We start from the raw sequence: 23,974 nt of genomic DNA on the forward strand, positions 1-23,974 counted from the left end.
TCTTGTGACTTTAAGCGGCGCAGACCAGCAATCCGCGCTGCACCGCCGGCCGGGCCAGCCCGCGCTCCAGCCACGCCTGCGCATGCTTGAACCGATCGAATCCGACGATCTCGGCGGCATCGTAAAATCCGATCAGATTGCGGACCCAGCCGAGCAGCGAGATGTCGGCGATGCTATATTCCTCACCCATGATCCACGTCCGCCCGTCGAGGCGGCCATCGAGGACGCCGAGCAGGCGCGCGGACTCGGCGGCGTAACGGTCCCGGGGACGCTTGTCTTCATATTCGCGACCCGCGAATTTGTGGAAGAAGCCTAGCTGCCCGAACATCGGACCTGCGCCGCCCATCTGCCACATCAGCCATTGGATCGCCTCGTACCGGCGGCCCGGATCCTCGGGCAGGAAGCGGTCGGTCTTATCGGCGAGATAGATCAGGATCGCGCCCGATTCCCACAGCGCGAGCGGCTTGCCGCCCGGACCGTCGGGATCGTAGATCGCGGGAATCTTGCCGTTCGGGTTGAGCGCCAGGAACGCCGGGTCATGGCTTTCGTTCGCCATGATATCGATGCGATGCGCCTCATAGGGCAGGCCGCATTCCTCCAGCATGATGCTGACCTTGACGCCATTGGGCGTCGGCAGGCCGAACAGTTGCAGGCGGTCGGGGTGCTCGGCCGGCCATTTGGCGAAGATCGGATGGTCGAGGCTCATGCGTCGGTCTCCCGCTTGGCGCGCTGATGGTGGCGGATCACCTCGTCGATGATGAAGCGCAGGAATTTCTCGGTGAAATCGGGGTCGAGGTCGGCATCGCGCGCCAGTTCGCGCAGCCGCCCGATCTGGCGCTCCTCGCGGCCCGGATCGGCGGGGGGCAGGCCCTCGCGCGCTTTCAGTTCGCCAACCGCCTTTGTGACCTTGAACCGCTCGGCGAGCATATAGACGAGCGCCGCGTCGATATTGTCGATGCTCTGGCGGTAACGGCTCAGCTGGTCGTCCATGCGCGGCTCCTCATATGCAAGAAAGGCTTGGCACCGGCGGGGGGCGCAAGGCAAGCCGAAAGTCGTTGCAAAATCCCGGTCCTCCGGCCAATGCGGCGCTTGTCATGACTGCGGAAATCCATCTTCTCCACGGCGACCGACCGCCCTCGCTCGACCCGATGATGGCGCTCGTCGCCGCCGATATGAACGAGGTGAATGCGGTCATTCTCGACCGGATGCAGTCCGAAGTGCCGCTGATCCCGGAGCTTGCCGGCCATCTGATCGCGGGGGGCGGCAAGCGGATGCGTCCGATGCTGACGCTCGCCTGCGGCAAGCTGCTCGACTATCCGGGCCGCCGCCACTGCAAGCTCGCCGCCGCGGTCGAGTTCATCCACACCGCGACTTTGCTCCACGACGATGTCGTCGACAAATCGGACCTTCGCCGCGGCCGCAAGACCGCCAACATCATCTGGGGCAACAGCGCCTCCGTGCTCGTCGGCGACTTCCTGTTCAGCCGCGCCTTCGAGGTGATGGTCGAGGATGGGTCGCTGAAGGTGCTCAAGATTTTGAGCCGCGCCTCGGCCGTGATAGCCGAGGGCGAGGTCAACCAGCTCTCGGCGCAGCGCCGGATCGAGACGAGCGAGGACCAGTATCTCGCGATCATCAACGCCAAGACCGCGGAGCTGTTCGCCGCCGCGTGCAAGATCGCCGCAGTCGTCGCCGAACGCGACGACGCCGCCGAAGCCGCGCTCGACGCCTATGGCCGCAACCTCGGCATCGCCTTCCAGCTCGTCGACGATGCGATCGACTATGTCTCCGACGAGGAAACGATGGGCAAGGGCGTCGGCGACGACTTCCGCGACGGCAAGGTCACGCTACCGGTCATCCTCGCCTATGCGCGCGGCAGCACCGAGGAGCGCGAATTCTGGAAGCAAGCGATCGTGGGCCACAAGACCTCGGACGAGGATTTGGCTTACGCCAAGTCGCTGCTGCTGAAGCACGACACGATCGCCGACACGCTCGCGCGCGCACGACACTATGGTCAGCGCGCGGTCGACGCGATCGGCGGCTTCCGCGCGAGCCAGGCGAAATCGGCGCTGACCGAAGCCGTCGCCTTCGCCGTCGCGCGCGCTTACTGACTTTGAACATTCCCGCGACAGCGGGATTGCATTTTTCTTCTTCGCGCCTTTGCGCCTTTGCATGAAATCAGAAAAACCTCAGGCAAAGGCGCGAAGGCGCAAAGAAAGAGGAAAAGGGGTTTTGTTGGAATGGCGATGATGGGCCCCGCAGCGGAAACCCCCGATGCGTACATCGCCGCCCTTTCAGGCTGGCAGCACGAACGTTGCGCGATGATGCGCGCCGCGATCATGGGCGCCGCGCCGTTCGAAGAGACGATCAAATGGACCAACCTCGTGTTCATGGCGAACGGCCCGTGCATCCTGATCCGTGCCGAGGAGCATCGCGTGCTGCTCGGTTTCTGGCGCGGCAAAAGGCTGCGCGAAGTCGATGCGCGGATCAAGGCGAGCGGCAAGTATGAACTCGGCAATCTGGTGATGACCGAGGCGACCGATGTCACGGCGGAGCAGGTCGCGCGCCTTGCCGCCGAAGCCTTCCGCCTCAACATCGAACTGGGCAATCCCGCAGCACGCACATGACGCAGCCGCTCCCGATCGATGCCGTGCTGCCCGACATCATGGCGGCGCTGGTGCTGAAACCCAACGTTGTCGTCGTCGCGCCGCCGGGCGCGGGTAAGACGACGCGCGTCGCGCCCGCGATGCTCGACCAGCCTTGGTGCAAAGGCAATGTGTGGCTGCTCTCGCCGCGCCGGCTCGCGGCGCGTGCGGCGGCGGAGCGCATCGCCGAGGAGATGGGCGAACCGGTTGGCTGCAAGGTCGGCTATGCGACCCGCCTCGACAGCAAGCAGTCGGCGGCGACGCGGCTGCTGGTGATGACGCCGGGCCTGTTCCGCAATCGCATCCTCGCCGACCCGGAGCTTCACGGCGTCTCGGCGGTGCTGTTCGACGAAGTCCACGAACGCAGCCTCGACGGCGATTTCGCGCTCGCGCTCGCGATCGACGCGCAGCAGGGGCTGCGCGACGACCTGCGCCTCGTCGCCATGTCGGCGACGCTCGACGGGGCGCGCTTCGGCGCGCTGCTCGGCAACGCGCCGGTGGTGAAGAGCGAAGGCAAAAGCTGGCCGCTCGACCTCCGGCATATCGGCCGCCGCGCCGAGGATCGGCTCGAGGCGTCGGTGCTGCTCGCGGTGCGGCAGGCGATGGCCGATGAGCCCGAAGGCGATATGCTGGCCTTCCTGCCCGGCGCCGCCGACATCGAGCGCGCCGCGGCGGCGGTCGAGGCGGCGGGGCTGCCGCTCGTCGTCCATCGCCTGCATGGCCAGATCGACCCGGCGCAGCAGCGAAAGGCGCTCGTCCACGATCCCGACGGCGGCCGCAAGCTCATCCTCGCGACGAGCATCGCCGAAACCAGCCTGACGATCGAGGGCGTCCGCATCGTGATCGACGCGGGGCTGTCGCGGCGTCCGCGTTTCGACAAGGCGGCAGGGATCGCGCGCCTCGTGACCGAACGCGCCAGCCAGGCATCGGCGACCCAGCGCGCGGGACGCGCGGCGCGGCAGGGGCCAGGCGTTGCCTATCGTTTGTGGGAAGCCGCGGCGACCGCGGGGATGCCGCCCTTCGACCCGCCCGAAATTCACGAGAATGACCTGATGCCCGTGGTGCTCGACTGCGCGAGCTGGGGCATTATCGATCCGCGGCAATTGGGCTGGCTCGATCCGCCGTCCCCCGCCGCGATCGCCGAGGCGAAAGCGCGCCTGCGAGGGATCGGCGCGCTTGGCGCCGACGGACGCATCACCGCGCATGGCAAGGCGCTTGCGGCGATCCCGCTGCCGGTGCCGCTCGCGCATATGCTGCTTGACGCGGCGCGCGCGGGGGAGGCCGATCTGGCCGCAAGGCTGGCGGTGCTGCTCACCGAACCGGGGCTCGGCGGACGCGGCGTCGACGTCGAGGCGCGGCTTGGGCGTTGGAAGGCGATGCGCGGCGACCGCTCCGAAGGCGCATGGCGGCTGGCGCGGCGCCTCGCCGAGCTTGGCGAGAAACGCGCATCGGGCGAAAGCAAACTCGGCGAGCGGTCGGTGGGTGGCTGGATCGCGACTGCCTGGCCCGACCGGGTCGCTCGACAGCGCGCGGGCCAGCGCGGCGACTATCTGAGCGCGGGCGGCCGCGCCTACAAGCTCGATCCGTTCGATCCGCTGGCGAACAGCGAATGGCTCGCTATTGCCGACGCGCAGGGTCATGCCGCCGGGGTGCGCATTCTGGGTGCGGCGCCGATCGGCTTGGCCGAGGTCGAAACGATCTTCGCGGGCCAGATCGAAAGCCGGTCGGCAAGCCGCTACGATGCCGAGGCCGACCGCGTCGACCATCGCCGCGAACGCCGCCTCGGCGCGATCGCGCTGTCGAGCGGACAGACGGGGCGAAGCGAGGGCGCCGAGGACGACATCGCGGTGCGGCTCGCGGCGGTGCGCGAAAAGGGGCTCGGTCTGATCGGCTGGGGGCCGGTGTCGCAGGCGCTGCGTCAGCGCGCGTCCTTCGCTGCGCTCGATACCTTGTCGGCGCCCGCGCTCGCGGACAGCCTCGATATCTGGCTCGCGCCGCTGCTCGAGAAGTCGCGCGGACTGCGTGACATCGGCGACCAACGTCTCGCCGATGCGCTGTCTGGCCTGCTCGACTGGCCCGCGCGGCAGTTGCTCGACAAGCTCGCGCCCGCCGATTTCACGACGCCCGCGGGCAGCCGCCACGCGATCGATTATGGCGCCGATGGCGGCCCGACGGTCAGCGTGCGCGTGCAGGAGATGTTCGGCCTCGCAAAGCACCCGGTGATCGGCGACCCGCCGATCCCGCTCGTTCTCGCGCTGACCTCGCCCGCGCACCGGCCGATCCAGACCAGCCGCGACATCGCGAGCTTCTGGCGCGGCAGCTGGTCCGAAGTCGCGAAGGAGATGCGCGGCCGCTATCCCAAGCATAGCTGGCCCGACGATCCGGCGAACGCGCGTCCGACCTTGCTCACCAAGGCGGCGCAGGCGCGGCGCGACGGGCAATAGGCCTCTTTTCGTTGGCCGCGCTTGGCGCTAAGGCGGCGGCAGAAGCATCCAGCAGGACGACCCTCGATGAAAGCGCGTATCTTCCAGAAGCCCAAGAATGCGATGCAGTCGGGCCGTGCGGGCACGCAGCGCTGGTTCCTGGAATTCGCGCCCGCCGAAGCGCGCAAGGCCGATCCGCTGATGGGTTGGGCGGGCAGCGGCGACACGCAGCGCCAGCTCCGCCTGGGCTTTGCAACGCGGGAAGAAGCGGTCGCCTATGCCAACAAGAACGGTATCGAGGTGGAGGTTATGCCGACGCCCGTCCGCAAGCTGAAGATTCAGGCCTACGCCGACAACTTCCGTTGATCAAATAGGCGTCGCCCCCGCGAAGGCGGGGGCCGTTGGAGAAGTGGCGCGGAGCTTGCTAGCGGCCCCCGCCTTCGCGGGGGCGACGGATCATTCTGCCTCGGGCTGCAGCAATTTGTGCAGGTGGACGACGACATATTTCATTTCGGCGTCGTCGACGGTGCGCTGTGCGGCGCTGCGCCAGGCCTTTTCGGCCGATTTGTAATCGGGGAACAGCCCCACGACATCGAGGCTGTTCAGGTCGACGAAATCGAGGCCCTGCGGATCGCTGACGCGTCCGCCGAACACGAGGTGCAATTTGCTCATGACTAGCTTTCCTTGCGGGTTCAGGGGCAGAACCAGACAATAGCGCGTTCGAGGCGTCGAAATGGCGAAGATATCGACTCTGCGTGGCCGCTGCGGATGGTGGTTCCATCTGCAAGGTCGCGCTGAGGCGAGATCGAAGCCATTTCGGCGTCCCTTCGGGATTTGGCCGATTTTGTCCATGGCTGCGTCGGCAAGGCCCGGAATATGTCGATATGCCCGCGCCTCGCCTCCTAGCCCTGAACAAAATCGCCCCAAACCTCGAAGGCGCTATTGTCTGGTTCTGCCCCCGGACGGGGAGGGGAGAAGGCGCGGCCCCTACCAGCGCTTGGCCGTTACGGCAAGCCCAGCTCAGTCGTCCTTCGTGCCGCCCTTGGGCAGCAACGAGCCCAGCAGCGCGCCGATTGCGACGGCGCCAGCGACGAGCGCCAGCGGCTGCTTTTCGGCGACGTCTTTCAGCTTGCTGTTTGCCCGCTTCGCCTGAGCCTTGCCCTTGGCATAGGCTTCGCCGGCGACTTCGCGCGCGGCGTCGGCCTGCTCGCGGCCCTTTGCGGCCAGCTCGCTCGTTGCGGCGCGTGCGCGGCCGTATCCGTCCTGGATCCGCGCCTTTGCCGCCTCGGCGGTGGCGCGCGCATTTTCGGCGGTTTTCTCGGCAAGTTCACTCGCTTTTGCGCGGGCGTCTTGGGCGGTTTCACTCAGCGGCTTCATCATGGTCCTCCGTCAAATCATCCTCGGCCGCAACGGGCCGAAATTTTGCCGCGGCCGCGTCGGCCAGATCCTGTACCTTTTGCGCGAGTTTCGGCGCATGGTCCCTGATCGGCTCGCGCAGCAGCCAAACGACGCCCGCCGCCGCGGCGAGCGCGATCGGCAGGCGGTTGTTCTTGAACGCCTCGCGCACATTATGCGCCGCGGTGGCCACCTTCACATCGACATTATATTTGCCGCGCGCATAGAGCGCCTTCGGCTTGAACGCGGCCTTTGCGACGTCGAGCCGCCGGTGCAATTCGGCGCGTTGCAGCATCGAGCGGCGCGCGGCGTTGATCAGGCGGTTGCGGGTGCGCGGCATCAGTCGTCGGCCTCTTCGTTGATCAGGTCGCGGCGGAGCGCGGTGCGGATGTCGCCATAGGCAACCCGCGCGCGCCAGCCGGCAAAGGCGGCGATGGCCAGCAGCACGCCGACGACGATCAATGTCGCCAGCAATGGCCCGAGGTGCGGGATCAGCACCAGGATCGCGCCGAAGGCGAGCGCGAGCATCGCGATACCCGCGGTCGAGGCCGCAACCGCACCCCAGCCTGCCGTCCAGCTGACGCCATGCAGCGCCAGTTCGCCGCGCGCTTCGAGCAAAGCCAGTTCCGCCTTCGCCGTCGCCGAGAGATCGTGGACAACGTCGCCGACGATCTTCTCCAGCGGCATCGGCGGCGGCGTGATCGGACGGCCGTCCGGCGCATAGCCGTGGCTCACGCGGTCATAGGCGTGGGCATCGCCCTCGGGCGGCATGTTGGAATCGGGTGCGGGCATCGACGCGACTGTAGCGGTCAGTCGCTGCTCGAGCCACCCTTGAGCAGTCGGGCAAGCACGAAGCCGATCACCGTCGCGGCGCCGACCGCAATCGCCGGGTTCTTCTTGACGAGGTCGCGCGTCGAAGCGGCGAGCTCGTCGAGATCCTTCTTGTCGAGCGTCGAGGCGAGGCCGGCGACGGTCGAGGCGGCCGAGCGGGCATAATCGCCGTACTGTTTGCCGAACTTGGTGTCGACGGTGCCGGCGCCATCCTCGAGCAGCTTGGCGAGGCTGCCGACCGCTTCGGCGGCCTTGCCCTTGCCCTTGGTCGCGGCTTCGCGCGCCTTGGTCGAAGCCTGGCTCTTCAGCGCTGCTGCTTCTTCCTTAAGCGAGGCGGCCTTTTTGGAGGCTTCCGACTTGATCGTGTCGCGCGTTGCGGCAAGCTGATCGCGGATCGGATGATCCTTGGCCGTCGCCTTCGTCGCGGCGGGCTTGCGTGCGGGCGCAGCCTTGGTCGCAGCGGGCTTGGCGGGAGCGCGGGGGGTCGCTTTCTTGACGGCGGGAGTAGCAGCTTTGGCCATGGTTCGTCCTCTTCTTCTTATCCCGCGCCAGATAAGGGCGCGGCGGTTTTTCCTCTGTCTGCGTTAATATAGCAACACGCGCTGATTGGTTCCATCCCCGGGCAAAATTCCCCCTAAATTCCCATGCAGCGGTTGCGCTGGCGGCAAGGCGCCGATAACAGGCGGGCGCCTTTCCCACCCGGCCGACCGCAGGCCGTTCAGCAGGACAACATCCATGACCGCCATCATCGACATCCATGGCCGCGAAATCCTCGACAGCCGCGGCAATCCGACGGTCGAAGTCGATGTGCTGCTGGAAGACGGCAGCTTTGGCCGCGCCGCGGTGCCCTCGGGCGCCTCGACCGGCGCGCACGAAGCGGTCGAGCTGCGCGACGGCGACAAGGGACGCTATCTCGGCAAGGGCGTGACCAAGGCGGTTGCCGCGGTGAATGGCGAGATCGCCGAACTGCTCGTCGGCCTCGATGCCGAAGACCAGCGCGAACTCGACCAGGCGATGATCGACCTCGACGGCACAGCGAACAAGAGCCGCCTCGGCGCGAACGCGATCCTCGGCGTCAGCCTCGCCGCCGCCAAAGCTGCCGCGGACGCGCGCGGGCTCCCGCTCTATCGCTATGTCGGCGGCGTTTCGGCGCGCACGCTGCCGGTGCCGATGATGAACATCATCAACGGCGGCGAGCATGCCGACAATCCGATCGACGTGCAGGAATTCATGATCATGCCGGTCGGCGCGGGCAGCATCGCTGAAGCCGTGCGCTGGGGCAGCGAGATTTTCCACACACTGAAGAAGGGCCTCTCGGCGAAGGGCCTCGCGACCGCGGTCGGCGACGAAGGCGGCTTCGCCCCGAACCTCGCCTCGACGCGCGCCGCGCTCGATTTCATCGCGGCGTCGGTCGATCAGGCGGGCTTTAAGCTCGGCAGCGATGTCGTGCTGGCGCTCGATTGCGCCGCGACCGAGTTCTTCAAGAACGGCAAGTACGAGATCAGCGGTGAGGGGCTGTCGCTGAGCCCCGAACAGATGGCCGACTATCTCGCCGCGCTGGTCGCCGACTATCCGATCAAGTCGATCGAGGATGGGATGAGCGAGGATGATTTTGTGGGCTGGAAGGCGCTGACCGACCTGATCGGCGACAAGTGCCAGCTCGTCGGCGACGACCTGTTCGTGACCAACCCGGTGCGTCTGGAGGATGGCATCAAGACTGGCCTGGCCAACTCGCTGCTCGTCAAGGTCAACCAGATCGGCACGCTGTCCGAAACATTGGACGCTGTCGATATGGCGCACCGCGCACGCTACACCGCGGTGATGTCGCACCGCTCTGGCGAAACCGAAGACTCCACGATCGCCGATCTGGCGGTCGCGACCAACTGCGGCCAGATCAAGACCGGCAGCCTTGCCCGCTCGGACCGGCTCGCGAAATACAACCAGCTGATCCGTATCGAGGAAGAGCTGGGCGACATGGCGCGCTATCCGGGGGCGGCGATTTTCGGGTGAGGCGATGGAGTGGCAGGCGGCCCATGTCGGCCTTTAAAACGACGGGCTGGTGCTCCGCGGCCTCGACATATGAAACAGGATTGGCGCCCGCCCGTCGAACTGCCGCACCCTTCCTATCCGCACCAGCGGCATAATCCTGTCGTCTATGACGTCGGCGACGGGGGAATGCCGGTCCGCTTTGCGGCAGGCGTACGGCCGATCGCTATCAGGGTCATGAACCCGCCGCACGAGCCGCCTGATCATTGGCCAATTTTTTAAAACGAGCCCATTGTTCTTAACATGGATCATGTTCGGGCCCGAATTGCTTAGGTCGACTGCCATGGACCCGTTATGCAGGGTCCGACGACCGCGGTTTCACATTTGATCGGTTTTTTGTGGCTCGGCTCCTGCCGCAGTCTCCGTCGTTGCATGACCGGTCGATCGTAACTTTGTCGTGAGCCGTGGGTCGCGCCCGCTCCCGTCGAAGAGGGAGCTTAAATCATGCGCGCCTTTCATATTCTCCTCGATGAGGATGACGGCGATACGCCGATCCGCATCGATTTTCAGGCGGAAACCCCCGATCATGCGCTGATCGTCGCACAGGGACATGCCGGCGGCCGCTCGCTCCAGTTGTGGGAGGGCGCCGCGATGGTTGGATCGCTCGACAAGGCCGCGCCGCAGCTCTGGCGGCTGACCTGACCGCTTTGCGGCTTTGCGTTTCGGCGAATGGAGCGGAAAAGCGCCGCGGACGCCTTGACGCCAGGAATCACCTGTGATTCAAGGGCTGGAATGACGCAGCGCCACAAATTCCGCAAATCGATGAGCCGGGCGGTCGGTCCCACGGTGGCGCTGATCGCGGTGCTCGCGATGATCGGCTACATCATCTTCGGCCCGACCGGCCTCTATGCTTGGGGCGACTACAGCCAGTCGGTCGAAAAGAAGCGCGTCGTGCTGACCGAACTGGCGAAGAAGCAGACCGAGCTTCAGAATCGCGTCAACCTGCTTGACCGGAACCGCGTCGATCCCGACCTCGCCGATGAATATGTCCGCGAGAAGCTGGGTGTCATGCATCCCGACGAGATCGCGATTCCGGTGGAGCCCGACGTCAAGCCCTGAGCGGGTTTGCATTTTTTGCATACGTAGAATTTGGGCGTTCTCGCGCGTTGCCAAACGGGGCTTCGCGCTCCTATAGGGGTGCCCTGCCGTAACGGCTAACCGTAAAGGAACCCGCCTTGGCCAAAGCCCCCGCGCGCAAGACTGCTGCGCCGAAAAACACCGCGTCCACCCCGGCGCCCGCGACCAATCGCGAGTCCCCGCGCGATCCCGCACCCTATGATGCGACGCCCGCGGAGCTCGAGAAATTCTATCGCGAGATGCTGCTGATCCGCCGCTTCGAAGAGAAGGCGGGCCAACTCTATGGCCTCGGCCTGATCGGCGGCTTCTGCCACCTCTATATCGGTCAGGAGGCCGTCGCAGTCGGCCTGCAGTCGGCGCTCGACGGCGACAAGGACAGCGTGATCACGGGCTACCGCGACCATGGCCACATGCTCGCCTATGGCATCGACCCGAAGGTCATCATGGCCGAGCTCACCGGCCGCGCCGCCGGCATCTCGCGCGGCAAGGGCGGCTCGATGCACATGTTCAGCGTCGAGCATAAATTCTATGGCGGCCACGGCATCGTCGGCGCGCAGGTGTCGCTCGGTACGGGCCTTGCCTTCGCGCACAAGTACCGCGGCGACGGCGGCATTGCGATGGCCTATTTCGGCGACGGCGCCGCGAACCAGGGCCAGGTCTACGAGAGCTTCAACATGGCGGAGCTCTGGAAGCTGCCGATCATCTTCGTGATCGAGAACAACCAGTACGCCATGGGCACGTCGGTCAACCGCTCGTCGGCCGAGGACCAGCTCTATCGCCGCGGCGAAAGCTTCCGCATTCCCGGTATGCAGGTCGACGGCATGGACGTTCTCGCGGTGCGCGGGGCGGCCGAGGCGGCGATCGAATGGGTCCGCGCGGGCAAAGGGCCGGTGCTGATGGAGCTCAAGACCTACCGCTATCGCGGTCACTCGATGTCCGACCCCGCGAAATATCGCAGCCGCGAGGAAGTGCAGGCGGTGCGCGACAAGAGCGACGCGATCGAACATCTCAAGAAACTGATGGAAGAAGCGGGGATCGGCGAGGACAAGTTCAAGGCGATCGACAAGGAAATCCGCCAGATCGTCAGCGACGCGGCCGATTTCGCCGAAAGCGCCCCCGAACCCGAACTGCATGAACTCTATACCGACGTGCTGGTGGAGCAATATTGAGATGGCCATCGAACTGAAGATGCCGGCGCTGTCGCCGACGATGGAAGAAGGCACGCTCGCCAAGTGGCTCGTCAAGGAAGGCGATGCGGTCAAGTCGGGGGACATCCTCGCCGAGATCGAAACCGACAAGGCGACAATGGAATTTGAAGCGATCGACGAGGGTACGATCGCGTCGATCCTGGTCGCCGAGGGCACCGACAATGTGAAGGTCGGCACCGTCATCGCGACGATCGCGGGCGAGGGGGAAGAGGCGGCCTCAACTGCCGTTCGTGCTGAGCCTGTCGAAGCACCGTCCTCCTCTTCGGCGCCGCCTGAAGAAAAGAGCGGCCCTTCGACAAGCTCAGGGCAAACGGAAGAAAAGGCTGCGAAGCCCGCACCCACGCAGCGCGCCACCGACCCGTCGCTCCCCGAAGGCACCACCACGGTCCGCCTCACGGTTCGCGAGGCGCTGCGCGACGCGATGGCCGAGGAAATGCGCGCCGACGACCGCATCTTCGTGATGGGCGAGGAAGTCGCCGAATATCAGGGCGCGTACAAGGTGACGCAGGGTCTGCTCGACGAATTCGGCGCGCGCCGCGTCATCGACACACCGATCACCGAATATGGCTTCGCCGGCCTCGGATCGGGCGCCGCGATGGGCGGTTTGAAACCGATCATCGAGTTCATGACCTTCAACTTCGCGATGCAGGCGATCGACCACATCATCAACTCGGCGGCGAAGACCAACTATATGTCGGGTGGCCAGATGCGCTGCCCGATCGTGTTCCGCGGTCCCAACGGCGCGGCGAGCCGCGTCGCCGCGCAGCACAGCCAGAATTATGCGCCGTGGTATGCCAGCGTCCCCGGCCTGATCGTGATCTCGCCCTATGATGCCGCCGATGCGAAGGGCCTGCTGAAGGCCGCGATCCGCAGCGAGGATCCCGTCGTCTTCCTCGAGAACGAACTTCTCTATGGCCGCAGCTTCGAGGTGCCCGACGTTGCCGACTATGTCCTGCCGATCGGCAAGGCGCGCATCATGCGAGAGGGTGGCGGCGTGACGATCGTCAGCTACTCGATCGGCGTCGGGTTGGCACTCGAAGCCGCCGACGCGCTTGCGGCCGAGGGGATCGAGGCCGAGGTGATCGACCTGCGTACGCTGCGCCCGCTCGACACCGCGACGGTGCTCGAAAGCCTCAAAAAGACCAATCGCCTCGTCGTCGTCGAGGAAGGCTGGCCGGTCTGCTCGATCGCCAGCGAACTCGCGATGGTCGCGATGGAGCAGGGCTTCGACGATCTGGACGCCCCGGTGGTGCGCGTCTGCAACGAGGATGTGCCGCTGCCCTATGCGCACAATCTCGAAAAGGCGGCGCTGGTCGACACCCCGCGCGTCATCGCGGCGGTGAAGGCGATCACCAATCGCGCCTGAGGCACCGCGTAATCTTAAAACCGTTCGTGCTGAGCTTGTCGAAGCACCGCTCTTTTCTTTGGCGCCCGTCCAAGAGAAAGAACGGCCCCCTTAGACTGCCTGCTAAGGCAGGCGCTCAGCACAGGCTTCGACAGGCTCAGGGCGAACGGCTTTTATTTTGCTCTTGCTCTGCTCTAACGCTGGTCGAAGATGACGAGCGAAACTGAAACGACTTACCCCGACATCCGCGATCCGCGCGTGATGGTGGCGGTGCCGCGCGAACGGCGCGCCGCGATCGCGGCGCTATGGGCGCTCGCGGAACGGCTCACGAAATTGCTGCAAGATGCGCGCGAGCCGCTGATCGGGCAGATCAAGCTCGCCTGGTGGCGCGACATGATGACGATGCTCGCGAGCGATCCTGGGGCGCTGCCGCAGGGCGAGCCGCTGCTTGCGGAACTGCAGGCGACCTGGGCGGGACAGGGCGGGCTCGACACGCTCGTCGATGCCGCCGAAGCGATGCTGCTCGCCGAGGATGCGGCGGCGCGCCGCGACGCCGCCGGTGGATTCGGCGACGCGCTGTTCGCGCTCTCGGGCGGCGGCGGCGGCGCACGCTGGGGCCTGGTCTGGGGCGCGATGCTGCAGGATGGCGAGCAGGAAGGCCGCCAATTATTCGCCGACGCCCGTAACCGGTCCGCGCCGCCGCGCGTATCTTTCGGCGGAAACCGTGCTTCGGTGATGCTTGACCGCTGGGCCGCCGCGATCGCCAGACATGATGGCGAACGACGCTGGCGAGGCGAAGGGTTGTTGCTGTTGCGGCTCGGGCTGATCGGCCGCTGACCGAATAAATGCGGTCGGGACTGGAAAAGCCGCCGCCGAACATCTATCTTGCGCGGTACAGAAATAGGGTCGCAGGGGACATAGGGATGTTCAACGGGCTGATTGCCTATCTGGATTCGATCAAGGCGCGCGATCCGGCGCCGCGGTCGCGCTGGGAAATCCTGCTTTATCCGGGGCTGCTTGCCGTCGGTATGCACCGCGTCGCGCACTGGCTGTTCGAGGCCGAGCTGTTCTTCCTCGCCCGCTTCGTCAATCATTTCTCGCGCTGGATGACGGGCATCGACATTCATCCGGGCGCGAAGATCGGGCAGCATCTGTTTATCGACCATGGGTTCGGCGTCGTGATTGGCGAGACCGCCGAGATCGGCGACAATGTGTCGATCTATCAGGGTGTCACGCTCGGCGGGACCGATCCTGCCAACGGTATCGGCGGCAAGCGCCATCCGACCCTGGCCAATGACGTGATCGTGGGATCGGGCGCGCAGATATTGGGCCCGGTCACCGTCAATGCGCGCGCGCGCGTTGGCGCCAATGCGGTCGTGACCAAGGATGTGCCGGAGGGCGCCGTGATGGTCGGCATCCCGGCACGCTCGACGCTGCTCGACGCCAGCGAATATGCGCGCGAGTTCGTGCCCTATGGCACCCCGTGCAGCGAGACCTTCGATCCCGCGACGCAGCGGTTCGAAATCCTGCAATGCCAGCTCGAACAGATGCAGAAGCAGCTCACGGCGTTGCTCGAAGAGCGGGAATCGATCGCCGCCCAACTTGAAGCTCCGCGCAAAGGGAGCCGGAAAAGCGCCTGATGGGCACCGTGACGCCTCTGCCGTTCACCAATCGGGCGGCACCGCAGCAAACCGGCTTCGAGCGGACCGAGCTTCTCCGTATCCTCGATCTCTATGGGCGCATGGTCGCCGCGGGGCATTGGCGCGACTATGCGATGGATTTCCACCGCGATGCCGCGATCTTTTCGGCCTTTCGCCGCGCGGCCGAGCGCCCCGAATATCGCATCGAAAAACGCCCCGCCTTGCGGAGCCGGCAGGGCATGTGGGCCCTTGTCTCCGAAGCCGGGGCGATTTTGAAGCGCGGGGACGAGCTTGCGAACGTGCTCGCCCCCGTCGAACGCAAGCTTATGAAGCTGGTTGGGGATTGATCGAGCGGATCGTCGCCGGCAGCTGGTTCGCCAGATTGTCGGGCAGCAAGCCGACCACCGCCGCCCGGGCATTCTGCCAGAAGGCCGAGAGCAGCAGCAGCGCTGAACCGATCACGAACGCCGTCAGTGCGACGTTGAGCTCGACCGCCCCGAACTCGCGGAACAGCTGGGTCATGGCGAACAGCACATAGGCGAGCGCCGAGACGAGCAAAGCGCGGCGGTCGATCGCCAGCGCGATCAGTCCAAAGCCGATATAGATGGCGACAACCAGCACCGCCGCGGCGCTGCCGATATTGTCGCCCTGCGTGACGCCGAGCAGGTGGAAGATCGGGTGGACGATCATCGGCGCGGCGAGCAGATGGAGCCAGAAGGCGACGTCGCTGCGGCGCGTCTGGCGCACGCGGTCGCTGCGGTCCCACCACATGGCGAGCGTGAAGACGCCGAGGCCGGCGATCAGCACGAGCACCATCGGCAATGTGCCGTCGGGGCTGGGGACGCCGGTGATCGCGAGGACGACCGCGACCGCGGTTGCGGCGAGCGCGGCGGTTCCGGCGGCGACGGTGATCGGCACCATAAAGCGCTTCCAGTGGAGCCAGGTCGCGGCGGCGGTGACGGCGGCGATAGCGCCGCCGACGATCGTCATCGTGGTCTCGCCGGGGCTGTTACCGAAAATATCCTCGCCATGCTTGACCAGAAACCCGATCATCGTCGCGCAGACGCCCGCCGAAAAGGCGAGGACCAGGACGATGCTGGGCAGCGCCATACGGCGCTGGCGGGTGAAATATTCGGCGAGGAACCAGGCCGAGCCCGCGACGAACGCGCCGGCGAGAGCCGGGTGGATCGACTCGCCGATCCAGCCGACCGCGACGAGCAGGATCACCGCCGCGATGCTGACGAAAATATCGTTGAAGCCGGTGATAAGGCGGAAGGATTCTTCATCCGCCGCGGGGGCGGCGCGCACCGATGCGATATGCGACCGGAAAGCCGCGGCGGCCTCCGGCGTCAGCACCTTCGCATCGACCGCAGCTTGCAGGTCGGTTTCACTATACATCGGGGTCGTCCTTTATGTGACCGATCCCCTTGCCCCGCCGATGTTATGGCATTGGCGTATTGCTGTGTCAATACAGTGATGCGCCGCCGCCTTTTCCGACGGCGGCGCGACCAGATCAGCCGAGCGCCTGCAGCGCGCGCATAACGATCATCGACTGTTCGCTGCCCGACTGCGGGACGATCTCGCCATTGCGGTCGATGATCTTTTCCCATGCGGCGGCGACGCCTTCGGGCGTGCGCTGGTCTTCGGGAAGCGCGACGCCGGGGGTCGCGGTGACATAGGCGGCGTGGAACGCGCCCGCGCCCGCGCCGACGATCATGTTGGTCGGCGCGTCCTCGCTGACGAGGTAAAGCGCGGCAGGAACGACATTCTCGGGCGTGAACTTCTCGAACAGTTCAGGCGGGAAAATGTCTTCGGTCATGCGCGTCCCCGCGACCGGCGCGATCGTGTTGCAGCGAATGTTATATTTTGCGCCTTCGAGGTGCAGCGTCTTGGTCAGCCCAGCAAGGCCCAGTTTCGCCGCGCCATAATTGGCCTGGCCGAAATTGCCATAAAGGCCGGTCGACGAGGCGGTCATCAGGATGCGGCCATAGGCCTGCTCGCGCATGATGTCCCAGGCCGCCTTGGTGACGTTCGCGCTGCCCGACACATGAACCTTCAGCACCAGGTCGAAATCGGCGGGCTCCATCTTCGCGAAGCTCTTGTCGCGCAGGATGCCGGCGTTGTTGATGACGATGTGGACGCCGCCCCATTCTTCCTTGGCCTTGGCGACCATTTCGACCATCTGGTCATATTCGGTGACGCTGCCGCCGTTCGACATCGCGGTGCCCCCCGCGGCGCGGATTTCCTCGACGACCTGCAGCGCGGCGTCCGAATGGCCGGTGCCGTCGCGCGCGCCGCCGAGGTCGTTGACGACGACCTTCGCCCCGCGCCGCGCGAGTTCGAGCGCATAGGCGCGGCCAAGGCCGCCGCCCGCACCGGTCACGATCGCAACACGTCCGTCAAACTTGATGGTCATTATGGTCTCCCGGAAAAGGGCAAGCCGACGAAAGGTTGCCCGAAAAAACTGGACCGTCCTTAGCCGTTCGGGGCAGTCAGGCAAGCGCCGAGTGACCCGCGCAGATTGAAACGAAAATGTCACGTGAATGACGTGCATTTGTAACAAATGCGTCATAGCAGCACCGTCAACGCCACCCTACGCAACGGAGCCCCCATGCGATTCAACCTGCCCGCCGCCTTGCTGGCGACGACGATGCTCTGCCTGCCCGCCACCGCGCATGCACAGGCGATGACCGCGGAGGAAGCGGCCGACCTTCGGGCCGAACTCGCCGCGCTCAAGGCGCAGGTGAACACGCTGGAGGCGCGGCTCGACGCGGCGGAAGCGAAACCCGCCCCCGCGCCCGCACCGGTGCCGCCCACTGCTGCACCCGCGCCCTCGGTCACCGCGAAGCCCGCGACCGAGATCGCCTGGAAGGGCGCGCCGGAGATCAAGACAGCCGACGGCTGGAGCTTCAAGCCGCGCGGCCGCATGCAGCTCGATGTCACCAGCATCGATACGCCGCCGGGCGTCACCGACGCGCGCGGCGGCGTCGGCACCGAGTTTCGGCGCCTGTTCCTGGGCGTCGAGGGCAAGATTCCGGGCGGCTTCGGCTATCGCGTCGAGGCCGATTTCGCCAACAGCTCGGTCGAACTAACCGATGTCTATATGACCTACGGCACGGGTCCGCTGACGATCACCGCGGGCCATCACAAGCCCTTCTGGTCGCTCGACGAACTGACCAGCGACCTGTTCACGACGTTGCTGGAACGCGCGGCCTTCACCCAGGCGTTCGGGTTCGAACGTCGCGTCGGCCTCTCGGCGCAGTATAAGGGCAAGGCGCTGCTGGTGCAGGGCGGGGTGTTCGGCGACAATGCCAACGATCTGATCAGCGACACCAACAATGCGGTCAGCTTCGACGGGCGGGTGATCTGGATGCCGAAATTCGGCGATACCCAGCTGCATCTTGGCGGGTCGGGGCACTGGCGCAACATCAACGACGCGCCCGCGGTTCGCTATTCGCCGCGGCCGTTCATCCACACGACGAACGCCCGCCTCGTCGATACCGGGACGTTCAATGCGACCAGCGAGCGTGGGCTCGGCCTGGAAGCGGCCGCGCTGGCCGGGCCGTTCCATGTCGCGGGCGAAGCCTTCTGGCAGACCGCGCGGCGGCCCGGCCTCGCCGACCCGACCTTCTTCGGCGGCTATGCCGAGGTCGGCTATGTGCTGACGCGCGGCGATGCGCGCGTTTACAAGGACGGCGCTTTCGATCGGCTCGCGCCCTCGCGGCCGATCAACGCCGGCGGCCCCGGCGCGATCGAGATCAACGCGCGCTACGACTATCTGGACCTCAACGACGCGGGGATCGTCGGCGGCCGGCAAAGGACGATCGGCGTCTCGCTGGTGTGGGCGCCGATTTCCTACGTTCGCCTGATCGCCAATTATGGCCGCCTGACGTTCGACGACGCCGCGATCGGCACGCCGACCGGTGACCGCGACTATTCGGCCGATGCGTTCGGGCTGCGGACGCAGATCGACTTTTGATGGGGTTGGGGTCCCGACGAGACCGCCCCACCTCATCCGTCATCCCGGCGAAGGCCGGGATCCGGCCCTATCGGAGTGACGCTACGGCAGCATCCCTGCCTTCGCCGGGACGACGAGGATAGAGGGCAGCTTCCGGCGCTCTCCACTCTGACGTGATCCCCGGCGAATGCCGGGGTCCAGAGCGGCATGACGCTATGGTGGCTTGTTAATCCCTGGCCCCCGGCTTTCGCCGGGGATCAGGATCCGGCAACCGCCGCCCTCAGATGCTCTTCCCCGCATCCAGCGCATAGCCCGCCGAGCGCACGGTGCGGATGATGTCCGCCGTGCCCGGCAGGTTGATCGCCTTGCGCAGGCGGCGGATATGGACGTCGACGGTGCGCAGTTCGATGTCGCTGTCCTGACCCCATACGCTGTCGAGCAGCTGCCCGCGCGAGAAGACGCGGCCCGGATGCTCCATGAAATGACGCAGCAGGCGGAATTCGGTCGGGCCCATCGCCACGATCTGGCCATTGCGCACCACCTTGTGCGCCACCGAGTCGAGCTCGATGTCGGCATAGGCGAGCAGCTCGCCGGCGAGCGCGGGGCGCAGGCGGCGGAGCACCGCGGAGACGCGCGCGACCAGTTCGCGCGGGCTGAACGGCTTGGTCACATAATCGTCGGCGCCGGTTTCGAGGCCGCGGATGCGGTCCTCTTCCTCGCCGCGCGCGGTGAGCATGATGATGGGGACGTTCGCCGATTTGGGGTTGCGGCGCAGGCGCCGGCACACTTCGATGCCGGGCAGGCTCTCGATCATCCAGTCGAGCAGGACGATGTCGGGGACGCGCTCCTCGACCAGGATCAGCGCCTGTTCGCCGTCGGGGGTCTGCCGGACCGAAAAGCCTTCGCGCGCGAAATGCCAGACGATGAGTTCGGCGATCGCCTCGTCATCCTCGATGAGCAACAGGTCGGGCTGCGGCATCAGCCTTGCTCCTGCTCCGCGGCGCCATCTTCTGGCTGCTCACCGCGTTCGCGTTCCTCCATATGGTCGCCGGTCACGACATAATAGACCATCTCGGCGATGTTCGTGGCATGATCGCCCATGCGCTCCAGGTTCTTGGCGACGAACAGCAGGTGTGCGCTTTCCGAAATATGCTTCGGATTTTCCATCATGAAGGTCACGAGCGTGCGAAAGATGCTGTTGTAGAAATCGTCGACATTCTTGTCGCGCACCGTCACCCGCACCGCGAGTTCGGCGTCGCGTGCGGCGAAGCTGTCGAGCGCGTCGTGGATCAGTTCGGCGACGATCGACGACATCGACATCAGCAGCGGAATCGCCTCGATCGATCGCGTCTGGTCCATCAGCGCCACGCGCTTGGCGATATTCTTGGCATAATCGCCGATGCGCTCAACCACCGACACGATTTTCAGCGCCGCGATCATCTCGCGAAGATCGTCGGCCATCGGGGCGCGGAGCGCGATCGTCTGGACCGCAAGCTGTTCGACTTCGCTTTCGAGCGCGTCGATCTTTTTGTCGCCCTCGACGACCTGCGCCGCGAGATCGAGGTCGCCGCTATTCAGCGCGTTCATCGCCTGGAGCAGCGCCTGTTCGGCGCGCCCGCCCATCTCGCTGATCAGGCCGCGGAGGCGGTTCAGATCCTCGTCGAAGGCCTTGACGGTATGATCGTTGGTAACTGCCATCTGCTTCGTCCTATCCTGGAGGCCGCTTTGGAAATCAGCGCCCAACCTTTTTCCTCGTCATCCTGAACTTGTTTCAGGATCCATGGTCGCCCCTCTCCATCGACGCCGCGCAACAGGATAGCGCGGGCCATGGATGCTGAAACAAGTTCAGCATGACGAAGAGAGAGTAACGGTGCGCATCATCCATAGCGCCCCGTGATATAGTCCTTGGTGCGTTCCTGCTTCGGGTTGGTGAAGATGTCGGTGGTCTTGCCGTACTCGACCAGCGTCCCGAGGTGGAAAAAGGCGGTGCGCTGCGACACGCGGGCCGCTTGCTGCATATTGTGCGTCACGATCACGATCGCATATTTGCCGCGCAGTTCGTGGATCAGCTCCTCGATCTTCGCGGTCGCGATCGGGTCGAGCGCCGAGCAGGGCTCGTCCATCAGGATGACTTCGGGGTCGACCGCGATCGCGCGCGCGATGCACAGCCGCTGCTGCTGGCCGCCCGACAGCGCGGTGCCGCTTTCGGCCAGGCGGTCCTTGACCTCGTCCCACAGCCCGGCGCGGACCAGCGCGCGCTCGACGATGACGTCGAGGTCGGCCTTGCCCGGGGCGAGCCCGTGGATGCGCGGACCATAGGCGACATTGTCATAGATCGACTTGGGAAAGGGGTTCGGCTTCTGGAACACCATGCCGACACGCGCGCGCAGCTGCACCACGTCCATCGACGGCGCATAGATATCCTCGCCGTCGAGCAGGATCGTGCCGGTGACGCGCGCGCTCGCGACCGTGTCGTTCATCCGGTTCAGCGAGCGCAGGAAGGTCGACTTGCCGCAGCCTGACGGGCCGATGAAGGCGGTGACCAGGTCGGTGCCGACGTCGATCGAGACATCGTTGATCGCCTGCTTCTGCCCATAGAAGACATCGACGCCCTTGGCGGTCATCTTGGGGTCGGCGATGGTCAAATCATCTTGGGACATGGTCACCAGCGTTTTTCGAATTTGTTGCGAAGATAGATCGCGAGCGCGTTCATCGACAGCAGCACGATGAGCAGCACGATGATCGCGGCGGAGGTTTTCTCGACAAAGCCCCGGTCGACTTCGTCCGACCAGAGGAAGATCTGCATCGGCAGCACGGTCGAGGGCGAACAGATGCCGCCCGGCACGTCGCCGATAAAGGCGCGCATCCCGACGAGGAGCAGCGGCGCGGTCTCGCCCAGCGCGCGCGCCATGCCGATGATCGTGCCGGTCAGGATGCCGGGGAGGGCGAGCGGCAGGACATGGTGGAACACCACCTGCACCGGGCTGGCGCCGACGCCGAGCGCCGCGTCGCGGATCGACGGCGGCACCGCCTTGATCGCGTTGCGGCTGGCGATGACGATCACCGGCATCGTCATCAGCGCCAGCGTCAGCCCGCCGACGAGCGGGCTCGCCTGGCAGATACCGAACCAGTTGATGAACACCGCGAGCGCGAGCAGGCCGAAGATGATCGAGGGCACCGCGGCGAGGTTGTTGATCGACACTTCGATCAGGTCGGTCCAGCGGTTCTTCGGCGCATATTCCTCCAGATAGAGCGCCGCGAGCACACCGGTCGGAAAGGCGATCAGGAAGGCGATGAAGATCGTCAGCACCGATCCCTTCAAGGCACCCCAGATGCCCGCGACCGCCGGATCGGTCGCGTCGGCATTCTTGAAGAAGGGCCAATGAATACCGGTCGACAGCTTGCCGTCGCGCTGCAGTGCGTCGACCTTCGCCCCCAGCGCCCCCTTCGCGCCTTCCTTGGCCGCGATGTCGACTTCGGACGAGGCGGGAAGGTGGAAGACCGTCTTGCCCTGCAGGATCGCGGGGTCGGCCTTGATTTCGGTCCGCACGTCCTTCCACGCATTTTCGCTGATCATCTTCGCGCCCTCGGCGCCCAGCGCCTCGTCGGCGGCAAAGGCGACGATGTCGGCGAGCCCCGCGTTGGCGATCGCCTGATCGGCGTCGGCATCGCCGAGCCGCGAGGCGTCGACCGTCAGCGGCATCGCCTTGAAGTCGATCGGAACCTCGACATTGGTGTAGGTGAAGCCGCGCAGGCCGCCCCCGACCATCACGAACAACAGGAAGGCGAGGAAAAAGCCCGAGAGCAGCACCGCGCCCAGCCCGAACAGCTTGAAGCGGCGCTCGGCGGCGTAGCGGCCCGCGATGCGTTTCTGCATCACGGCGCCTTTCCAGTCGGTCGGGGCGGTGTCCCTATTCATAAGCTTCGCGATACTTTTTGACGATGCGGAGCGCGACGATGTTGAGCAGCAGCGTCACGACGAACAGCACGAGGCCGAGCGCGAAGGCGGCGAGCGTCTTGGCGCTGTCGAATTCCTGGTCGCCGGTCAGCAGCTTGACGATCTGCGCGGTCACCGTGGTGACACTGGCGAAGGGGTTGGCGGTGAGGTTGGCGGAAAGCCCCGCGGCCATCACCACGATCATCGTCTCGCCGATCGCGCGGCTGACCGCCAGCAGGATGCCGCCCATCACGCCGGGCAGCGCGGCGGGGATCAGCACCTGGCGGATCGTCTCGTTCGGCGTCGCGCCGAGCGCCAGCGACCCGTCGCGCATCGCCTGCGGCACCGCGTTGATGCTGTCGTCGGCCATCGACGAGACGAAGGGGATGATCATCACCCCCATCACGATACCGGCGGCGAGCGCGCTTTCGGTCGAGGCATTGGGAACGCCCAGCATCACCGCGAACTCGCGCAGCGCCGGGGCCACCGTCAGCGCGGCGAAATAGCCGTAAACCACCGTCGGCACCCCAGCGAGGATCTCGAGGAGCGGCTTCACCCAGCGGCGCACGCGCGGCGCGGCATATTGGGTGAGGTACACCGCCGTCATCATGCCGATCGGAATCGCGACGATCATCGCGATGATCGCGCCGATCAGCACTGTGCCCCAGAACAGCGGGATGCCGCCGAAGGTGCCGGGCTGCGGCGCGCCGCTCGTCGGCGCCCATGTCGTCCCGAACAACAACTCGGCGGGCGAAACGAGGCGGAAGAAGCGGATCGATTCGAACAGCAGCGACAGCACGATGCCGAAGGTCGTCAGGATCGCGACGAGCGAGGCGAGCAGCAGCAGCGCCATGACGATCTTCTCGACCCGCGTCCGCGCGCGGAAATCGGGCCTGATCCGCGTGAAGGCGTAGAGCCCGCCCGCCAGCGCCAGCGCCAGCATCGCGGCGATGCCGATCCACGCATAGAAATGCGTCGCTTGCGTGTAGGGCTTGACCAGCGGCGCCGCGGCGGGAATCCGCACCGCGGCCTGCGCCCCCTGCGCGACGCTCCGCGCGTCGGACAGGATCGCCCCGCGCTCGAAGCCGAAGGCGGGCAGGCCCTGCGCCGCCTCGCTCGCGAGCACGCTGTTGGTGATGAGGCCCGGCGACACCGCCGACCACACGGCGAGGAAGATCGCGGCGGGCGCGAACAGCCACAGCGCGACGTACCAGCCATGATATTGCGGGCGCGAATGCAGCTTGGCGCCCGCGCGGCCCGCCAGCATCAGCGAGCGCGCCCGGCCGGCGAGCCAGCCGATCAGGGCAAGCCCCGCGATCAGCAGCAGTAAGGCGGCGGCGTTGAAAGTCACTGTGTCCCCTGTTGTCGCTTGCGCGTCATCGCGTCCGACCCAAAGCCGGTCGGCATGGCAGTTTGATGACTCTTGTCACAATTTACAGCCGCATCGGGCGCTTTAATTCCGCTCGTGTCGA

Annotated in this window: 28 protein-coding genes; 14 read left to right on the forward strand and 14 right to left on the reverse strand. The window is 65.9% G+C overall.

The features are described from left to right. Positions 1 to 10 precede the first annotated feature (10 nt). Both ATE67_RS03755 and ATE67_RS03760 read right to left on the reverse strand, forming a co-directional pair. On the reverse strand, positions 11 to 706 hold the full coding sequence (locus ATE67_RS03755) for a glutathione S-transferase N-terminal domain-containing protein (RefSeq protein WP_058815311.1): 696 nt from the start codon (positions 704 to 706) through the stop codon (positions 11 to 13). Next, positions 703 to 990, reverse strand: a complete 288-nt coding sequence (locus tag ATE67_RS03760) for a chorismate mutase (RefSeq protein WP_058815312.1) — start codon at positions 988 to 990, stop codon at positions 703 to 705. The genes ATE67_RS03755 and ATE67_RS03760 overlap by 4 nt, the downstream gene beginning before the upstream one ends. Before the next feature lie 104 nt (positions 991 to 1,094). Between ATE67_RS03760 and ATE67_RS03765 the strand changes: the two genes are divergently transcribed. From ATE67_RS03765 to ATE67_RS03780, 4 genes are all read left to right on the forward strand, one after another. Further along, positions 1,095 to 2,108 carry a polyprenyl synthetase family protein gene (locus ATE67_RS03765; RefSeq protein ID WP_058815821.1) on the forward strand — a complete coding sequence of 338 codons (1,014 nt, stop codon included), beginning with the start codon at positions 1,095 to 1,097 and terminating at the stop codon, positions 2,106 to 2,108. 129 nt (positions 2,109 to 2,237) lie between these two features. Further along, entirely contained in the window at positions 2,238 to 2,624 is a 387-nt protein-coding gene (locus ATE67_RS03770) for a DUF1801 domain-containing protein (RefSeq protein ID WP_058815313.1), read from the forward strand. Beyond that, entirely contained in the window at positions 2,621 to 5,086 is a 2,466-nt protein-coding gene (gene hrpB, locus ATE67_RS03775) for an ATP-dependent helicase HrpB (protein WP_058815314.1), read from the forward strand. The genes ATE67_RS03770 and hrpB overlap by 4 nt, the downstream gene beginning before the upstream one ends. Positions 5,087 to 5,152: 66 nt before the next feature. Beyond that, positions 5,153 to 5,431 carry an ETC complex I subunit gene (locus ATE67_RS03780; RefSeq protein ID WP_058815315.1) on the forward strand — a complete coding sequence of 93 codons (279 nt, stop codon included), beginning with the start codon at positions 5,153 to 5,155 and terminating at the stop codon, positions 5,429 to 5,431. 90 nt (positions 5,432 to 5,521) lie between these two features. Here ATE67_RS03780 and ATE67_RS03785 read toward each other — a convergent pair whose 3' ends face one another. From ATE67_RS03785 to ATE67_RS03805, 5 genes are all read right to left on the reverse strand, one after another. After that, positions 5,522 to 5,737 carry a DUF4170 domain-containing protein gene (locus ATE67_RS03785; RefSeq protein ID WP_058815316.1) on the reverse strand — a complete coding sequence of 72 codons (216 nt, stop codon included), beginning with the start codon at positions 5,735 to 5,737 and terminating at the stop codon, positions 5,522 to 5,524. 348 nt (positions 5,738 to 6,085) lie between these two features. Further along, positions 6,086 to 6,442 carry a hypothetical protein gene (locus ATE67_RS03790; protein WP_058815317.1) on the reverse strand — a complete coding sequence of 119 codons (357 nt, stop codon included), beginning with the start codon at positions 6,440 to 6,442 and terminating at the stop codon, positions 6,086 to 6,088. Beyond that, complete coding sequence (locus ATE67_RS03795) at positions 6,426 to 6,800, reverse strand: hypothetical protein (protein ID WP_058815318.1); 375 nt, start codon at positions 6,798 to 6,800, stop codon at positions 6,426 to 6,428. Before ATE67_RS03795 ends, ATE67_RS03790 begins: the two co-directional genes overlap by 17 nt. Continuing rightward, entirely contained in the window at positions 6,800 to 7,252 is a 453-nt protein-coding gene (locus ATE67_RS03800; protein ID WP_058815319.1) for a phage holin family protein, read from the reverse strand. The genes ATE67_RS03795 and ATE67_RS03800 overlap by 1 nt, the downstream gene beginning before the upstream one ends. 17 nt (positions 7,253 to 7,269) lie before the next feature. Beyond that, complete coding sequence (locus ATE67_RS03805; protein ID WP_058815320.1) at positions 7,270 to 7,812, reverse strand: hypothetical protein; 543 nt, start codon at positions 7,810 to 7,812, stop codon at positions 7,270 to 7,272. Between the two features lie 214 nt (positions 7,813 to 8,026). Here ATE67_RS03805 and eno point away from each other — a divergent pair, with 214 nt between their 5' ends. From eno to ATE67_RS03850, 9 genes are all read left to right on the forward strand, one after another. Next, a complete protein-coding gene (gene eno, locus ATE67_RS03810; RefSeq protein ID WP_058815321.1) occupies positions 8,027 to 9,301 on the forward strand; it encodes a phosphopyruvate hydratase in 1,275 nt (424 codons plus the stop codon). A 69-nt stretch (positions 9,302 to 9,370) separates the two neighbouring features. Next, entirely contained in the window at positions 9,371 to 9,559 is a 189-nt protein-coding gene (locus ATE67_RS21805) for a hypothetical protein (protein ID WP_156416898.1), read from the forward strand. Positions 9,560 to 9,781: 222 nt separating this feature from the next. Further along, positions 9,782 to 9,979 (forward strand): hypothetical protein, encoded by a 198-nt coding sequence (locus tag ATE67_RS03820; RefSeq protein WP_058815323.1) that lies wholly within the window; start codon positions 9,782 to 9,784, stop codon positions 9,977 to 9,979. A 90-nt stretch (positions 9,980 to 10,069) separates the two neighbouring features. Next, positions 10,070 to 10,396, forward strand: coding sequence for an FtsB family cell division protein (locus ATE67_RS03825; protein WP_058815324.1), 327 nt, complete (start codon positions 10,070 to 10,072; stop codon positions 10,394 to 10,396). A 116-nt stretch (positions 10,397 to 10,512) separates the two neighbouring features. Further along, positions 10,513 to 11,583, forward strand: coding sequence for a pyruvate dehydrogenase (acetyl-transferring) E1 component subunit alpha (gene pdhA / locus ATE67_RS03830; RefSeq protein ID WP_058456090.1), 1,071 nt, complete (start codon positions 10,513 to 10,515; stop codon positions 11,581 to 11,583). A 1-nt stretch (position 11,584) separates the two neighbouring features. Further along, positions 11,585 to 12,988, forward strand: coding sequence for a pyruvate dehydrogenase complex E1 component subunit beta (locus ATE67_RS03835; protein WP_058815325.1), 1,404 nt, complete (start codon positions 11,585 to 11,587; stop codon positions 12,986 to 12,988). A gap of 189 nt (positions 12,989 to 13,177) precedes the next feature. Beyond that, the gene (locus ATE67_RS03840; protein WP_058815326.1) at positions 13,178 to 13,804 is read left to right on the forward strand and encodes a hypothetical protein; all 627 of its coding nucleotides are present in this window, start codon (positions 13,178 to 13,180) and stop codon (positions 13,802 to 13,804) included. An 86-nt stretch (positions 13,805 to 13,890) separates the two neighbouring features. Beyond that, positions 13,891 to 14,607 carry a serine O-acetyltransferase gene (gene cysE, locus ATE67_RS03845; protein WP_058815327.1) on the forward strand — a complete coding sequence of 239 codons (717 nt, stop codon included), beginning with the start codon at positions 13,891 to 13,893 and terminating at the stop codon, positions 14,605 to 14,607. Further along, on the forward strand, positions 14,607 to 14,954 hold the full coding sequence (locus tag ATE67_RS03850) for a DUF2794 domain-containing protein (protein ID WP_058815328.1): 348 nt from the start codon (positions 14,607 to 14,609) through the stop codon (positions 14,952 to 14,954). Before cysE ends, ATE67_RS03850 begins: the two co-directional genes overlap by 1 nt. On the opposite strand, the gene ATE67_RS03855 is transcribed toward ATE67_RS03850, so the two are convergent. Next, positions 14,932 to 16,005: a hypothetical protein gene (locus ATE67_RS03855; RefSeq protein WP_058815329.1), complete on the reverse strand. Its 1,074-nt coding sequence runs from the start codon at positions 16,003 to 16,005 to the stop codon at positions 14,932 to 14,934. The genes ATE67_RS03850 and ATE67_RS03855 overlap by 23 nt on opposite strands. 115 nt (positions 16,006 to 16,120) lie before the next feature. Next, on the reverse strand, positions 16,121 to 17,023 hold the full coding sequence (locus tag ATE67_RS03860; protein WP_058815330.1) for an SDR family oxidoreductase: 903 nt from the start codon (positions 17,021 to 17,023) through the stop codon (positions 16,121 to 16,123). A gap of 195 nt (positions 17,024 to 17,218) precedes the next feature. On the opposite strand from ATE67_RS03860, the gene ATE67_RS03865 reads away from it, so the two are divergent. Further along, on the forward strand, positions 17,219 to 18,586 hold the full coding sequence (locus ATE67_RS03865; protein ID WP_058815331.1) for an OprO/OprP family phosphate-selective porin: 1,368 nt from the start codon (positions 17,219 to 17,221) through the stop codon (positions 18,584 to 18,586). Between the two features lie 259 nt (positions 18,587 to 18,845). Here the strand turns inward: ATE67_RS03865 and phoB are convergent, their stop codons facing one another. The 5 genes from phoB to pstC form a co-directional block, all read right to left on the reverse strand. After that, positions 18,846 to 19,544: a phosphate regulon transcriptional regulator PhoB gene (phoB, locus tag ATE67_RS03870; protein WP_058815332.1), complete on the reverse strand. Its 699-nt coding sequence runs from the start codon at positions 19,542 to 19,544 to the stop codon at positions 18,846 to 18,848. Beyond that, positions 19,544 to 20,263 (reverse strand): phosphate signaling complex protein PhoU, encoded by a 720-nt coding sequence (gene phoU, locus ATE67_RS03875; protein ID WP_058815822.1) that lies wholly within the window; start codon positions 20,261 to 20,263, stop codon positions 19,544 to 19,546. The genes phoB and phoU overlap by 1 nt, the downstream gene beginning before the upstream one ends. 179 nt (positions 20,264 to 20,442) lie before the next feature. Further along, entirely contained in the window at positions 20,443 to 21,225 is a 783-nt protein-coding gene (pstB, locus tag ATE67_RS03880) for a phosphate ABC transporter ATP-binding protein PstB (protein ID WP_058815333.1), read from the reverse strand. Between the two features lie 2 nt (positions 21,226 to 21,227). After that, the gene (pstA, locus tag ATE67_RS03885; RefSeq protein WP_058815334.1) at positions 21,228 to 22,484 is read right to left on the reverse strand and encodes a phosphate ABC transporter permease PstA; all 1,257 of its coding nucleotides are present in this window, start codon (positions 22,482 to 22,484) and stop codon (positions 21,228 to 21,230) included. Further along, the gene (gene pstC, locus ATE67_RS03890; protein ID WP_058815335.1) at positions 22,477 to 23,853 is read right to left on the reverse strand and encodes a phosphate ABC transporter permease subunit PstC; all 1,377 of its coding nucleotides are present in this window, start codon (positions 23,851 to 23,853) and stop codon (positions 22,477 to 22,479) included. The genes pstA and pstC overlap by 8 nt, the downstream gene beginning before the upstream one ends. Positions 23,854 to 23,974 lie beyond the last annotated feature (121 nt).

This window comes from Sphingopyxis sp. H050, from assembly GCF_001468265.1.
Classification (GTDB): Bacteria; Pseudomonadota; Alphaproteobacteria; order Sphingomonadales; family Sphingomonadaceae; genus Sphingopyxis.